General features: G+C 32.6%; 16 protein-coding genes. 14 read left to right on the top strand and 2 right to left on the bottom strand.

Annotated elements, in window-relative coordinates; translation table 11 throughout:
• Nucleotides 1–402 precede the first annotated feature (402 nt).
• The 7 genes from F9279_RS09900 to F9279_RS09870 all read left to right on the top strand — a co-directional run bounded on the left by F9279_RS09900 (nucleotide 403) and on the right by F9279_RS09870 (nucleotide 6,114).
• A complete protein-coding gene (locus tag F9279_RS09900) occupies nucleotides 403–1,101 on the top strand; it encodes a DUF4912 domain-containing protein (RefSeq protein WP_152112478.1) in 699 nt (232 codons plus the stop codon).
• Complete coding sequence (locus tag F9279_RS09895; protein ID WP_152112477.1) at nucleotides 1,098–3,554, top strand: glycosyltransferase; 2,457 nt, start codon at nucleotides 1,098–1,100, stop codon at nucleotides 3,552–3,554. The genes F9279_RS09900 and F9279_RS09895 overlap by 4 nt, the downstream gene beginning before the upstream one ends.
• Nucleotides 3,555–3,576: 22 nt before the next feature.
• Nucleotides 3,577–4,203, top strand: a complete 627-nt coding sequence (locus F9279_RS09890; protein ID WP_152112476.1) for a hypothetical protein — start codon at nucleotides 3,577–3,579, stop codon at nucleotides 4,201–4,203.
• Nucleotides 4,204–4,270: 67 nt separating this feature from the next.
• Nucleotides 4,271–4,420: a 50S ribosomal protein L33 gene (gene rpmG / locus F9279_RS09885; protein ID WP_101175018.1), complete on the top strand. Its 150-nt coding sequence runs from the start codon at nucleotides 4,271–4,273 to the stop codon at nucleotides 4,418–4,420.
• A 91-nt stretch (nucleotides 4,421–4,511) separates the two neighbouring features.
• Nucleotides 4,512–5,087 (top strand): 5-formyltetrahydrofolate cyclo-ligase, encoded by a 576-nt coding sequence (locus tag F9279_RS09880; protein WP_226793402.1) that lies wholly within the window; start codon nucleotides 4,512–4,514, stop codon nucleotides 5,085–5,087.
• The gene (locus F9279_RS09875; protein WP_226793399.1) at nucleotides 5,077–5,856 is read left to right on the top strand and encodes a DUF92 domain-containing protein; all 780 of its coding nucleotides are present in this window, start codon (nucleotides 5,077–5,079) and stop codon (nucleotides 5,854–5,856) included. The genes F9279_RS09880 and F9279_RS09875 overlap by 11 nt, the downstream gene beginning before the upstream one ends.
• 57 nt (nucleotides 5,857–5,913) lie before the next feature.
• The gene (locus tag F9279_RS09870) at nucleotides 5,914–6,114 is read left to right on the top strand and encodes a hypothetical protein (protein ID WP_152112474.1); all 201 of its coding nucleotides are present in this window, start codon (nucleotides 5,914–5,916) and stop codon (nucleotides 6,112–6,114) included.
• 133 nt (nucleotides 6,115–6,247) lie between these two features.
• On the opposite strand, the gene F9279_RS09865 is transcribed toward F9279_RS09870, so the two are convergent.
• Nucleotides 6,248–7,120, bottom strand: coding sequence for a hypothetical protein (locus tag F9279_RS09865; RefSeq protein WP_152112473.1), 873 nt, complete (start codon nucleotides 7,118–7,120; stop codon nucleotides 6,248–6,250).
• Between the two features lie 249 nt (nucleotides 7,121–7,369).
• On the opposite strand from F9279_RS09865, the gene F9279_RS09860 reads away from it, so the two are divergent.
• The 7 genes from F9279_RS09860 (at nucleotide 7,370) to F9279_RS09830 (ending at nucleotide 14,396) form a co-directional block, all read left to right on the top strand.
• Complete coding sequence (locus F9279_RS09860; RefSeq protein WP_152112472.1) at nucleotides 7,370–7,582, top strand: YqgQ family protein; 213 nt, start codon at nucleotides 7,370–7,372, stop codon at nucleotides 7,580–7,582.
• A 2-nt stretch (nucleotides 7,583–7,584) separates the two neighbouring features.
• Entirely contained in the window at nucleotides 7,585–8,547 is a 963-nt protein-coding gene (locus F9279_RS09855) for an ROK family glucokinase (protein ID WP_152112471.1), read from the top strand.
• 253 nt (nucleotides 8,548–8,800) lie between these two features.
• On the top strand, nucleotides 8,801–10,684 hold the full coding sequence (locus F9279_RS09850; RefSeq protein ID WP_152112470.1) for an LTA synthase family protein: 1,884 nt from the start codon (nucleotides 8,801–8,803) through the stop codon (nucleotides 10,682–10,684).
• Between the two features lie 240 nt (nucleotides 10,685–10,924).
• Nucleotides 10,925–12,112, top strand: coding sequence for a M14 family metallopeptidase (locus tag F9279_RS09845; RefSeq protein ID WP_152112469.1), 1,188 nt, complete (start codon nucleotides 10,925–10,927; stop codon nucleotides 12,110–12,112).
• A 143-nt stretch (nucleotides 12,113–12,255) separates the two neighbouring features.
• Nucleotides 12,256–13,368, top strand: coding sequence for a hypothetical protein (locus F9279_RS09840; protein WP_152112468.1), 1,113 nt, complete (start codon nucleotides 12,256–12,258; stop codon nucleotides 13,366–13,368).
• A 62-nt stretch (nucleotides 13,369–13,430) separates the two neighbouring features.
• Nucleotides 13,431–13,745 (top strand): MTH1187 family thiamine-binding protein, encoded by a 315-nt coding sequence (locus F9279_RS09835; RefSeq protein ID WP_152112467.1) that lies wholly within the window; start codon nucleotides 13,431–13,433, stop codon nucleotides 13,743–13,745.
• 15 nt (nucleotides 13,746–13,760) lie between these two features.
• Nucleotides 13,761–14,396, top strand: coding sequence for an MBL fold metallo-hydrolase (locus F9279_RS09830; protein ID WP_152112466.1), 636 nt, complete (start codon nucleotides 13,761–13,763; stop codon nucleotides 14,394–14,396).
• A gap of 48 nt (nucleotides 14,397–14,444) precedes the next feature.
• Here F9279_RS09830 and F9279_RS09825 read toward each other — a convergent pair whose 3' ends face one another.
• A complete protein-coding gene (locus F9279_RS09825) occupies nucleotides 14,445–15,143 on the bottom strand; it encodes a helix-turn-helix transcriptional regulator (RefSeq protein ID WP_152112465.1) in 699 nt (232 codons plus the stop codon).
• Nucleotides 15,144–15,159 lie beyond the last annotated feature (16 nt).

Here is a 15,159-nt window from a genome sequence, read left to right as displayed (position 1 = left end):
AACATAATTCACCTCTAAACTAATGTCGTATATATGGGTATAAAGGTATTCTACCATTAAATAAAGAGATTTCCTATTTTCCTTCTAATGAAGTAACAGTAAGACAAGATTCGATTTTCTAGCGAAACCTTCCATAAAATGTCGTATCACTAAATAATTGTTTCTATTATATTTGTCGAAATTAGGTTCATTCAAACACAAGAAAGGACAAGAAAAAAAAATTATGGCTTACTAAGCTAAATGACAGTAAGTTCAAGCATTTTACGACAAAATCTGTTCGTTGTGGCAATAGAGATTAGATGATAACATAATAGTATAAATGAGAAACAGGGATATAAAGCTTTTTATAGTGAATGAGAAAGAAAACAGTATGAAAATGATAAGAAAGAGGTGCTATTTCTATTGATTGAACAAATTTTAACACTTAGAAGTAAGGGGTTATCTTTTCGCAAAATCGCAAAGGAATTAAATTCTACTGTTGGTAAGGTTCAATACCAATGGAAAAAGTACATGAGTGATCAAAAAGAGGAGCTTTTATTGGTACAAGCTGAAGAAAAGATGGAGGCTATTCCTAACACTACTGACATAACAAATAATTTTTGGACAAGTATAGACTATATAACGAAGAATAATGGTATGGAAGCCTGGTTATTAGCAGAGGATGCTACTCTCGTTCTTTGGAGAATACCAGAAGGGAAATGGCAATTAATATCCACTTATTACACAATTGATAAAAGTGAATGCTCTCTTGCAGTAAAGATCAATGATATTACGAGTATTATTTATAATGGCAAAAATGCACATAGTTCGCGATTCATACCAGTTAATCTCGAGCAAGATTCGTTATTCATTGAGAAACTACTACCAAATAGAAGTTATTGCTTTGAAATTGGTGTTATAGATGTATATCAATCTTTCTTACCAATATTACAGTCAAATCCCCTTCAAACACCGAGAACTTCGATTGAGCAGGTAGGAAACATGGAACAAGACATGAAAAATTGGGAGAATAACCATACTACTGTACCGAATTGGATTGAGCATGTCAGCACTTATAGCTATTATGAATTAGAAGAGCATGAGGATGTGAAAAAGAAATGAATTATTCTTACTTTCAATTTATTGTATTAAATAATATACCATTTATGCATTTTTTTTCAAAAAATAAGAAAGAAAAGATAGAGTTCTACTCTGCTACTATTCCATTTATAGAGTTTCTATCTGAAATGGAAAGAGAGAGCTATTCTTATACACCTCAACTTGTTATTCCACCAATTTTTATAGAGATAATGGACATGCAATCCTTCCAAGAGGAAATGACTGAATTTTTAGAAAAATACGAGAGGAAAGATGTTTATACCTATTGGATGGAAAAAAATAAGAATTTAAATACTGTACTAAAATCACTTTTAAAAGAAAATAAAGTAGAATTACTAGCCACTCCTGTTTCTAACTCCAGTGTACCAAATCTCTCAACGAGCACAGGGCTTAAAATCCAAGTAGAGATGTCTCTTGCTATACTTGAGGACCATTTAGCATATCAACCCACAGGCTTTTGGTTCCCGAATGGTAATTTTGCTCCTGGAATAGATTTATATCTAAAGAAGGCAGGCTTACACTTCAGCTTTTTAAATAGTAAAACAATTTATATGAGCGACCCACTCCCTTCTGAAGAGGGAATAGCTGTTAGATCACCACATGAATTACTATTTTATCCGGTAGAAGAATCCCTTTATGAGGTAATAAATAGTAAGAACTATAGTAGAGCCATTTGGGAAGAAGAGCTATTAAAGCTTCTTTCACATTATAATCATTATAGTAATCGAGCCATTATTACCATTCCTATCGAGCTTAATCAGTTTATGAGCTTTAAGGAAGATTGGAAAAAGAGTATTCGCTATTTAATGGACGAAGGATACATGGTTAATATATCTTCTACGATGTATGAAAAGCAGTTTAATGAAAGTATAGATGCCGTTCATCTTTCTAGCTCATCCTTATCCTTCAATAAAAATCACGTAATAACACGTAATAGTCATTGGTATCCTAGCCTTTCCTTCTTAGAAAGAGAAATCGAGCAATGGAAACAATGGAGACTAGAAAAAGACAAGGAAAGACTAGTCAAACAATTAGAAAAAGAATGGATTATGTTAAGCGCTCTATTATATCAAGATGACGAGTTGGAAGTATTAAGGGTTCATAACCACTTAGAAGCTGCTAATAAACTAAGTAAATACATGAAAGAATCAGTAGATCACGATTGGTTACTAGAAAGAGAGCAGCAAACTCCTATCCTAAGTTCAACTATCTTTCTTGGAAAAAGAGAAGATAGGAGTGTGAAATCGAAAAGAACAAAGAAGATTCTTATTCTATCATGGGAATACCCGCCAAATTTAATCGGAGGTTTAGGGACACACGTTGTTGGATTATGTAAAAGTCTTATTAAGAAAGACTTTGAAGTTCACCTTATAACCGCACAGGATATTAAGCAAGAGCCTATAGATATGGAAGAAGAAGAGGGATTATTCGTATATCGGGTGAAGCCAATATATAGTCAAGAACAAAACTTTATTCACTGGATCGGTGGTTTAAATCTTGCCATGTGGGAAAAAGCGATGGAAATCTATCAATTTGTTTCGTTTGATCTCGTTCAAGCACATGATTGGTTAGTGAGTTCAGCTGCCATAACCATAAAAAATCAATTAGATATTCCTTTAATCTCCACCATACATGCTACAGAACATGGAAGAAATGGTGGAATATATACAGAAATGCAGAAATTTATTCATGAGAAGGAAAGGCAATTGATTCAGGAATCACAGTCTTTAATTGTTTGTAGTGATTTTATGAAAGAAGAGTTACAATCTATTTTTCAAGTGGAAGAAAAAAAGATTCAGGTTATACCTAATGGAGTAGAAGTGACAGGAAAGAAGAAAGTATCCATAAAATCCGTTGAACATCTTTCCTTAGATACTAATAAGAAAATTATCTTTGCCATGGGAAGAATGGTAAGAGAAAAGGGATTTGGGACTCTTTTAGAAGCAGCTAAAATACTGCATAAAAATCGCTCGGATTTATTCTTTATGATTGCAGGTATTGGGCCAATGTATGAGGAGTATCAAAGATTTATTGAAAGAAATCATTTAACAGAGTCAGTACGGCTAATAGGATATTTAAATGAAGAGCAAAAAAATGCTTGTTACTCTATAACAGATATTGCTGTTATACCAAGTTCGTATGAGCCATTTGGCATTGTAGCATTAGAATCATTACTATTTTCTATTCCAACCATCGCTTCTAATACAGGTGGCTTGAGTGGAATCATGGAGAATCATGTAACAGGTGTTTATATGGAGCCAAATAATGCAGAAAGTTTAGTAGAAAGTATAGAGTACCTCTTAGAGAATACAGTTATGGGAAAGGAAATAGGTGAAAAAGGCAGTGAATTAGTCAGACAATTATTCAGCTGGAACCGAATTGGGGAAGAAACGAGTAGAGTTTTTCAAGAGGTTATTGTTCAGTTTAAAGTAAGAGAATTCCTTGAAAGTAAATAATAAGAAGAAGTAGGTGGGGAAAATGAAAATTGAGGCAGAAATACGCAATGAGTTTCACTCTTCTATGAAAGATACGCCATTAAATAAATTAGCGACTACTCCTGGAATATGGCTGGATGGAAAAATTTATTGGATTCAAAATGGCTATGAAAAATTGATACCAGAACATGCGATTTCTGTACATGTAAAAAATATTCATAAACACTCTAAAATTCAATATAATGAGATTTTTGTTCGAAACCACTCCTCAGAATGGAAGGAAATGAAGATATTATTATTAAATCATTTTACCAACCCTTTTAAAGAGCATGTTGCTTTTGTGGCTCCAACAGAGAATGTCATCTATCATTCTGTCGATGATGAATTATTTTTAGTAAATGGGGTAAATAAAGGGAACAGTATGGAGCAAAGGACAGTTCAGCCTATATGGAATGTTCATACGGATCATATCTGGAATAATTTTAGTAAAGGTCAACTAAAATATCAACCTATGGCAAAAGGATCTTGTGTTAGTATTTTCTCTTTAAATATGGAAATTGAGCCACAATCAACAGACCAATGCCAAGCTTGGTCCATTCATGGACAAAGTAAAAAAGAATTATTAGATTTTAATACCGTTCTATTAAAAACAAGTACTAGCATTTCCTAACAAAAAGTGTTATCATATAAAAGTCGTATGCACGAACTAGATACCTATAGTTTGGAGGGAAATAAACATGCGTGTAAACATTACGTTAGCTTGCACAGAATGTGGTGATCGTAACTACATTTCTAAAAAAAATAAACGAAATAACCCAGATCGTCTTGAGCTAAAAAAATATTGCTCAAGAGAGAAACGTACTACAACTCACCGTGAAACAAAATAAAACAGAAGGGATCTCCCTTCTGTTTTTTGTTATTTATTTACTCATCTGACATGTATAAATTATTATTAAGAAAAAAGGCTGGTGTATATCCTTGACTCTCGTTCAACAGAAGAAAGAACTTCGACAAATGATGAAACAGCAATTGAGTAAATTAGAAAGACCATCATATGAACATTTATCCTACCAGATTGCACAATATTTATATAAAGATAAAGATTTTCAATCAGCAGCTCACATAGGCTTAACACTCTCTCATATTCCAGAAGTGGATACATACCAATTAATACGTGCTTGCTGGGAGCAAGGCAAAAAAGTGAGTGTTCCAAAATGCTTACCACATTCCAAAGAAATGGACTTTCGCAGCATAAATAGCTTTAATCAACTAGAATGCGTCTATAGTAATCTATATGAACCAATTGTAGAACAAACAACAAGTACGGAGAGTTCGGAAATAGATTTGCTCATTGTTCCTGGATTGATTTTCTCTAAGGCTGGATATAGAGTAGGGTTTGGTGGCGGATACTACGATAGATATTTAACCAATTTCCAAGGGAAAACCATTTCTTTATGTTTTACCATGCAACTATTAGACAAAATACCTGTTGAAGAGCATGATAGAAAAATACAAAAGATTATTACAAATGAGGGAGTTTTCCGTGTTATCTAATATAGTATATATTATAGCAATTGTATGGGGGTCGTATTACGCCTATAAACACCATTACCTCTCTAAAAGCGGAGGTATAGCAGCTATATTTGTTGGAATAGCAATAACTATCGGTTTTGGTGGAAGTGGATTATTTTTGCTGTTTGCTTTTTTTATCTCATCTAGCTTGTTGTCTAAATATAAAAAGCATTCTAAAAGAATAATGGAAGAGAAAACAAGTAAAGGTAATTCAAGGGATTATTTACAGGTTATCGCAAATGGTGGATTAGCATCTATCTCTGCTATTTTATTTTTCTTCACATCAGAAACTATTTGGATATTAATTTTTTCCACATTTTTAGCAGCTGCTAATTCTGACACTTGGGCGTCGGAAATAGGAAGCTTAAGTAAGAGAAAACCTTTTTCATTAAAAACCTTTAAAGTAACCACAACAGGTACTTCAGGAGCAATCAGTTTACTTGGTACATTTGCATCTATAATAGGATCACTATTTATCGCTGCTTTGACATACATAATATTTCCTATTTCGTTTGTAGAATTCAGTATGATAGCTCTATTAGGTTTTATGGGAAGTTGCATAGACACTATTCTAGGTGCATATATACAAGTTGAGTATATGTGTAAACAATGTAAGAAAGTGTATGAGATACCTAAAATTTGTCATGATAAAACAGTTCGAATAAAGGGATATACATTATTTAATAATGATGTAGTTAATTTATTATCAGGTCTTTTAGCAGGATTATTAGGATTTATCCTTTTTCATTAAAAAGTTCGGGATAAAATTAGGTGAATGCACCAAACTATAGAATAGGAGGGATGTAAAATGCAAAAGTGGTTCTCCATCATTCTAATAGGTTTAGGTGGGTATTATTTAATTCAAAAAAGGTATAAATTTTTAAATTCTATTCTAAGAAGCCCCTATATTAGAAAGTATGCCATTCGCATAATCATGAGCATACCAGCTATTAGAAAGACAATGATGAACAATGTTTTTGGGAAGTCAAAAGATACTATTTATCAGTAGTTAATAAGTTACAAAAAATAGAAACAAGGCATAGAGGCTTCCTTTATGATGAAGCTCCATTTAAGAAAACAAGATTTATCTTACATGAAATCTATGTCTTGATTCTGCTCTGTAAGATAAAAATAAATAGTTATTATAAATTAGAAATTTGTTGTCTAAGTACTACAGGCTCCTTACTTTCCGTTATAAATAATACCAGAAGATGATTATTAGCAATCAGAATAACAGGCATAGAACTTCCAATCGGACTAATAGTAGAGCCATCTATTTTTGTAATTCCCAGGAAATAATTTTTATATAATCCTTCTGTTAACTGCCCAATTATCTCGGCAGTTTGTTCTTGTGAGAATAGATTAATACGAGAGTCATTAAACTGAGTTAAGTCCGATAATAAAATCCTTGTATGATAATCCTCTAGTGAAATTCCAAACTTATTCAAAACACTTTTATAGGCAAACTCAATATAATCATCTGTTTCGCTTATTAATTCTTGTTTCCACTCTTCCTCTACATTTGATTTAGGTGTATGAAAAACGAAAGGCTTATCATCATAGGTTGAATTAACAACGAATAAGGTATCTCCAGAAATTCTCTGTGAGCTAAAGATACTGCCGTTGCTATCATGCACCTCTGCAAAGTGGAAGGATACAGCTTGAAACAAGCTACTTTTACTTTCAATAATTGATTTTTCTTCAGCTAGCTCCATTTTATTCTGCTTCCATTCACCCATAGTACTAATTAATTTACCATTTGCAAATAAAAAACTCATATCTTGCCTCAAATAAGCTTGTTTATTAATAGAAGATTGTGTTTTCCAAAATATGCTATATTCATCAAATCTTTTTTTATTATATTCAAGGGAAGTGCTTGCTTTCGGAAATGTAACAGATGGATCAATTGGAAAATAAGTAATGCTTTCCTTCGCAATTTCTTTTTGCTGGAAAATATAAAAAATGAAAATTAGAATGATTAAAGCTAAACTTAATCTAAGAAAATCTTTTCGCATATTGTTCACCACTTCATATAGATTAAATTTCTGATTCCTGATGATTGAAGATGTGCAAGCTTGTCTTTAGTATAGTCTTTCCATTTATATGTAGAACCTTAAAAAAGTATGTGGTCAGTTGATAAAATTGTTATCGGTATCTTGTCAGTATCATATTGAGGTAAATGTTAATATCCTATATACTTGAATTGAAAGCGATTAATCTACAAGGTATAGATAAAGGTAGAAAAAGATAGTTGAGGTACTGATATGAAAACAATTTATGATATTCAGCAATTTTTAAAGAAATATGGAACTATTATCTACATAGGTGATCGTCTAGGAGATTTACAATTGATGAAAACAGAAATAGTAGAACTCGATAAAGCACAGTTAATGAATAAGCAAGATTTTGAAACAGCAATCTTTCTACTTAACCAAGAGATACAACATATGCAAGATGAGAATTCTGGAGGGGAATAAGGATGAGTGAAAAATGGGTTATAGGAATTGATTTAGGTGGTACTACAGTTAAGATAGCATTTCTTTCTCTTGAAGGTACTATTATTGATCATTGGGAAATACCAACAGATAATTCAGAAGAAGGAAAAAATATTACTAGTGATATAGCAACATCAATTCATGAGAAGTTAGTTCAATTGAATCATGCAAAAGAAGATGTTCTTGGTGCTGGAATGGGAGCACCTGGCCCGTTTGATTATGAAACTGGCATCATTTTTAATACAGTTAATTTAGGGTGGCCAGATAATTTTCCGTTAAAAGAGAGATTAGAGCAGGACTTAGGCTTACCAGTTATCATTGATAATGATGCTAATTGTGCGGCTTTAGGTGAGATGTGGAAAGGCGCAGGTGAGGGAAGTAAAGATCTTGTCTGTGTTACTCTAGGAACAGGTGTAGGTGGCGGTGTTATTGTAGAGGGGAATATTGTTCAAGGTGTTAAAGGTGCAGCAGGTGAAATTGGTCATATTACAAGTATTGTAGAAAATGGTGCTCCTTGTAACTGTGGAAAAACTGGTTGTTTAGAAACCATCGCATCTGCAACAGGGATTGTTAGGATAGCTAAAGAAAGGTTAGCGGAAGAACATGAATTAAGTTTGTTACATAGTATGTTGGATCAAGAAGGAAACATAACAGCTAAAGATGTCTTTGATGCTGCAAAAAAAGAAGATAAGCTAGCTAAGTCAGTTGTTGACTTTGTATCCCTTCACTTAGGACTTGTGCTTGCCAATATCGCAAATACCCTAAATCCGGAAAAAATTGTACTTGGAGGGGGCGTTTCTAAAGCTGGAGATATCTTATTAAATTCAGTTAAAGAAAACTTTCTAAAATATTCTTTTAAAAATGTGGCAGAATCTACAATTATCGATGTTGCTACATTAGGTAATACAGCTGGAGTAATTGGTGCTGCTTGGTTAGCGAAAAAATAATTACAATTAAGCTTTTTTATATTTTTATAATGAGTTCTTTTTCTAAAAAAGGGAGAAGAACTTTTTTTTTTGAATTTTTTTGGATTATTTTTGAAACTTTTCACCTTGGTAAATCGTCTGTAATAGAGGGAAATATTATATTTTAATACATAATTATGAAAAATAGATTAAAATAAAATAAAAATTAGATACGAATATATGAATTGCGTAAATATAATTAAGACATTAGGATAATAGGCTAGGGGGATCACTTTTGTTTACAAAAAAAATAGACTTTACTAAGGTTTCACTAATTGCTATAGCTACTCTTTTTCTTTGGGTGAAAACAAATATAGCGTATGTAGTTAGCTTTGACATTAAAATTGAAAACTGGATTCAACAATTCATATTAATTATTAATCCATTAAGTTCGCTGCTTTTTGTATTTGGAATAGCGATGTTTTTATCAGGAAAAAAGCATATAAGATATATCTTTATTGCTAGTGTCGTATTATCCATCATTCTTTATGCTAATGTAGTATTCTACCGAGTATATACTGACTTTTTGACACTGCCACTTTTATTTCAAACTAGCAATATGAGTGATTTAGGGAGCAGTGTAAAGGAGCTAATTCATTTCACAGATATTCTGTATTTTATTGATATAATCGTAATAGGCGTATTAATAAAGAAACAACCGAAATTTATTAAAATAGCAACATATACAAAATGGCAAAAAAGTTTTTTCTATTTGCTCACGATTAGTTTGGCCTTCTTTAATTTGAGTTTAGCAGAAACGCAAAGAACACAATTGTTAACGAGAACGTTTGATAGAGAGATTTTAGTCAAAAACATAGGTGCCTTCAATTATCAGTTGTATGATATCTTTTTACAAACGAAGGCTACAGCTCAAAGAGCACTTGCGGATGGAAGCGAATTAACAGATCTATTAAACTATAATCAAGCTAATTATACGGAGCCTAGTGAATCTATGTTTGGAATAGCAAAAGGAAAAAATATCATTATGATAAGCCTGGAGTCTACACAAAGTTTTGTTGTGAATCGAGAAGTAAACGGAGAGGCTATTACACCCTATTTAAATGAATTTATTAAAGATAGCTTGTATTTTGAAAATTTTTATCATCAGACTGGACAAGGTAAAACCTCTGATTCTGAATTTATCGTAGAAAACTCACTATATCCTTTAGGAAGAGGAGCCGTTTTCTTTACTCATTCAGGAAACGAATACCAGGCAACACCAGAGATATTAAACGAAAATGGTTATTATACAGCTTCCTTGCATGCTAATAATAAGAGCTTTTGGAATAGAGACATAATGTACAAAAGTTTAGGATATCAAAGGTTTTATGAGATAAATGATTATGAAGTAAATGAAGAGAATTCAGTAGGGTGGGGATTAAAGGATATTCCATTTTTTGAACAGTCTATTGATCACTTAAAAGAGATGCCACAGCCATTTTATACGAAGTTTATCACACTAACAAACCACTTTCCTTTTGAACTAGAAGAGGAAGACAAATATATAGAACCATTAACTACTGGGAGTAAGACACTTAATAACTATATTCCGACAGTCCGATATCAAGATGAAGCATTAAAAATCTTTATAGAAAGATTGAAAGAAGAGGGCCTCTATGAAAATAGCGTAATTGTCTTATATGGAGATCATTATGGAATATCAGATAATCATAATAAAGCAATGGCTGAATTGTTAGGGGAAGAAGTAACGCCATTTGTAAGTACACAATTACAAAGAGTACCTTTTGTTATTCATATTCCAGGAATGAAAGGGGAAACCATTTCTACTGTTTCTGGACAAATGGATATCAAACCTACCCTTCTTCATTTATTAGGAGTGGAAACAAAAGATGATATACAATTCGGTTCTGATTTGTTTTCTACTGAAAATAATCCCTTTGTCGTTTTAAGAGATGGAAGCTTTATTACAGAAGAATATGTGTATACAACAGATGTTTGCTATGACAGAGCAACTGGAGAGCAAATAGAGCAGAGTGCTTGTACGCCATTAGTAGAGCAGTCAAGCCTTGAGTTACAGTATTCAGACAGTATTATTAATGGAGATTTATTAAGGTTTTATGATAAAAAGAGTGGAACATTAAAAATACAAGAAGAATGAGAAATAAGTAGTGATTAGCTTCTTACCTTACTAGTGGTAAGAAGCTAATCTTGTTTACATTGCCACTTTTTTCAAGGAATTCTTGTAGATCACACAGAAATCTCAGCCTATAATGTTACAACTGTAAATTTAGCAGACTATTTAGTACATACTCTTGAAATACCTACTACAAAACAGAGAAACAGAAGAATTTTTCTAGAAAAAACATCATAGCCTATAAATAGGAGGGGAGTGTGCGAAATGGACGTTAACATAAGACCAGGAGATACTTTATGGTATTATAGCCAACTATTTAAAGTGCCATTAAATCTTATAATAGATAGTAACCCAACTGTAAATCCTAATAGCCTAACAAGCTCAGAAATTATTAAAGTACCTGGGTTTGTAACACAGGAGTATACAATTAAGCCAGGAGATACTTTATGGAAAATAGCAGGAATTAGAAATATATCAGTTGATAGTTTATTATTACTAAATCAGACATTGAATTTAAATAATCTAGAAGTAGGTCAACAAGTGACTGTTCCCAAAAGAGTTGTTCTCCAATCAGTAAAAGGGAAAAAAGAATACGATTATGGTGACTTAGAAATGGATCTTAAATCCCTTACCAACATTTTTCCTTTTGTAAATTTAAGCACAATAGGAAAAAGTGTATTAGGTAATAATATTTATGCTTTGAAAATAGGTAAGGGAACCAAGAAAATACAGATGAATGCCTCTTTTCATGCGAATGAATGGATTACTACTCCAATATTAATGACTTTTATTAATGAGTTTCTACTTTCTTTAACAAATAATGCTGCTATAAGAAATGTACAGACTATGCCGCTTTATCAATCAGTAAGCTTGACTATTGTACCAATGGTAAATCCAGATGGAGTTAATCTTGTCTTAAATGGACCTCTTGAAGCAAATAAAACAGAGGTATTAGAGATTAATAATGGTAGCACGGACTTCACTGGCTGGAAGGCAAATATCCGAGGAATTGACTTGAATAATCAGTATCCTGCCAACTGGGAAATAGAAAAAGAAAGAAAAGAACCAAAATCTCCTGCTCCTAGAGATTATCCAGGTGATACCCCACTTTCTGAACCTGAAGCGATAGTCATGGCTGATTTGGCAACACGTGAAAAATTTGATAGAATGCTAGCTCTTCATACTCAAGGAAAGGAATTTTATTGGGGATATGAAGGATTAGAGCCTCCTGAATCCTTACAATTAGCGAATGAATTTAATCGAGTAAGTGGATATGAGGCTATTCAATATGTAGACAGTCATGCAGGTTATAAAGATTGGTTTATTCAAGAATTTAGAAAACCTGGCTTTACTATTGAATTGGGGAAAGGGATAAATCCGCTTCCTTTATCTCAGTTTGATGAAATATATAAGGATGTCACAGGCATCTTTTTAGCAACTATGTACATGTAAGGAAGCTACTGTATGAATTCAATAGGTAATATTTAATAATTTTATAAAAGTTAATACAAAAAGCCGAAATATCGGCTTTTTTGTGTTACTATTCAATAAGGGTAAAAGTAATGAATGATATATGGATTTAGGAGTGTGAAAAAATGAGTTGTTTCTACAAAAGAAACATGTTAGCAATCATTCTTCTCTTCACTTTTTTCACACTTATACTGTCCAGCTGCGACATGAGGCAGGGTAATACTACAACAAGTGATAAAGAAGCGAAGGACAAAAAAACAGTAAAAACAATACTTCCTCCAATTAGTCCACAAGATGGAGAGTTTGTTCAGGTATATGGTTGGATAAATAAAAATATTATATGTTATTCAGCTAAAACGGACACAGATTACACGGTGTATACGTATAATCTTCATACAGGAAAACATACCTCGATATATAAGTCCGAATATACACTAGCAAATGTGAGTATTAATGATCATTATTTATTGATATATAATCTACTTTCTGATACAGAGGGCGAAATACATATTATAGATTCAAAAGGAAATAAGCTATTCTCAAAAGCAATAACAAGCTATGAAACCTCATTTGCATGGAATCCATATAATGAAAATGAAGTGCTAATTACTACTTTCTCTAAGGAATGGGAAAGTAAAGTATATAAGCTAGATATAAACAAAAGTACAATAGACGAATTTAGTAAATCAACTCCTTTTCCTAAGTGGATAGCAACAAAAGAAGTAATGTATCTTGATTGGGATCAAGCAAACCCTTCTTTATATGCACCATTAAAAATCTACAATGTAGAATCAAAGCTTGAAAGAGAAGTGCAATTAAATTCTGTCTACTTTGTAGATCAAAGCAAGGATCAGCTTTTTACTATATCTAGTGAATCAGAATACGCTAATGAAGCAATCTATCGTTTTTACGATACAAATCTAGAAGAAAAGATAAGTGTTAGCTTACCAAGGCTTTCTAAGTTCTCCAATTGGACAGTGCCAAACTATACATTTTATGATAATCAGTTAATAACATTTGTTCCAAAGACTGCAGGAGATGCTGAGACCTATCAAGATGGATATGACTTAATTAGTATTAACATGCTTGATGGAGAAAGAAAAGAATTAATAGCAGATATAGAAGATCAACCACTTCAAATATCAAGTGATGGTAACTATTGCTTATATGGATATTATTTAGAAAATCTCATCAATTTGAATACAGGTGAGATTAGCTATCTATTTCCATCTAATTGAACAAATATAGAAATTATGACAGAATAAATAGGAATAACTCGTAAATAAGGAAGGTGTAGAAAATGGCAATAGTAGATGTTACAGTGATACCAGTTGGAACCGAAACACCTAGTGTTAGTATATATGTAGCTGCTATACAAAATGTATTAAAGGGGTATGAAGATAAAGGTCTTATTCGTTTTCAATTAACGCCAATGAATACGATTATTGAAGGTGAATTACCAGTTCTATTTGAAGTTATTCAAGCAATGCATGAAGTACCGTTCGAAGCAGGATTACAAAGAGTGTGTACAAATATAAGAATCGATGATAGACGAGATAAAGTTAGAAAAATGGAAGAAAAATTAGAAAGTGTAGAGAAGCACTTGAATAATTAAGAAAGGAGACTTCCAATGGAATATAAACAAATTCCTTTAGGGCCAATCCAAACTAATTGTTATTTGATTTGGAATGAGAACAAAGATTGCTTAGTAATAGATCCAGGAGCAAATGGAGAAAAACTAATCAAGTACATTACGGAACTAGCGTTAAGTCCCATTGCTATATTATTGACACATGCCCATTTCGACCATATTGGTGCAGTAGAGGATGTGAGAAATGAGTATAGCATACCAGTCTATATCAATGCCAAGGAGGAAAATTGGCTAATAGATCCTAAATTAAACGGTAGTGAGGCATTTCGTTTACCTCAACCAGTAGTTGCGAAACCCGCAGAGTATTTTCTAGATGAAAATCCTAAAATGAAAATAGGGGATTTTGTTTTTCAAGTGTTGGAAACACCAGGACACTCTCCAGGAAGTGTTACCATCTACTTTAAAGAAGAGAATCTTGCATTTGTTGGGGATGCATTATTTTACGAAAGTGTAGGTAGAACTGATTTGACCGGTGGAAATCAGAGAACATTGTTAGATAGCATACATAAAAAACTATTAACACTACCTGAGCATACGATCATATTATCAGGACATGGTAGAAAGACTACTATTGAGCATGAAATGGATCATAACCCATATATTAATGGATTTTAACTATAATAAGGGATGCTAAGCCTAATAAATGCTTGCATCCTTATTTTTTTATCTGACCTGTGTATGATAAGCACATTGGTCACAGCCTGAGATAATATTCTGTTTTTCCACTAATGTAACATCAGTAAATAGGGTCTCAAACATACCAACAAAGAAGGATTGGTGCATCATACAAACCTTATCCTTATGCAATTTAGCAACTTCTTTAAAAGGACAGTTATACACTTCAAAATACAGAGCTGATTGGTCGTCATTCCATTCAAGAGATGGCATTTGACCAGTCATTAAGCTAGCATTCTGTAAGATTCTTACTTTATCATCTTTGGAAAGAATACCAGCATTATTTGTAATACGGATGATTTCTTGTTCCATTAATTCTTTACCAAATTGTCTACCTGTTTCATATAATGCTATACTTCCATCCACTCCTAGCTTTTCAAGCGATTGAAGCAAGATGCTACTTAATAGTTTATAATCTCTAAATGGAAAGCTGAATTGAATCACTTCATCAGATAAACGATATAATCTGCTTGGGCGACCACCTTTTCCTGTCTTTTTTGTTTCCGAAACAAGCATTCTTACATCTTCTAGTTTCGATAAGTGCAAGCGAGCAACATTTGGATGGATTGAAAATTCATCTGCTATTTCTTGTACCGTAACAAATTGATGGCGATTAGTAATATATTGATAAATATAAAATCGTGTAGGATCAGACAGTACATTGGTGACTTTAAGTGTTTCCTCCATAATGGATATTCCTCCT

This window comes from Bacillus sp. B1-b2, assembly GCF_009183415.1.
Lineage (GTDB): Bacteria > Bacillota > Bacilli > Bacillales > Cytobacillaceae > Niallia.
Note: the sequence above shows the minus strand (reverse complement) of the source record. Positions and strands in the feature narration are given on the sequence as shown.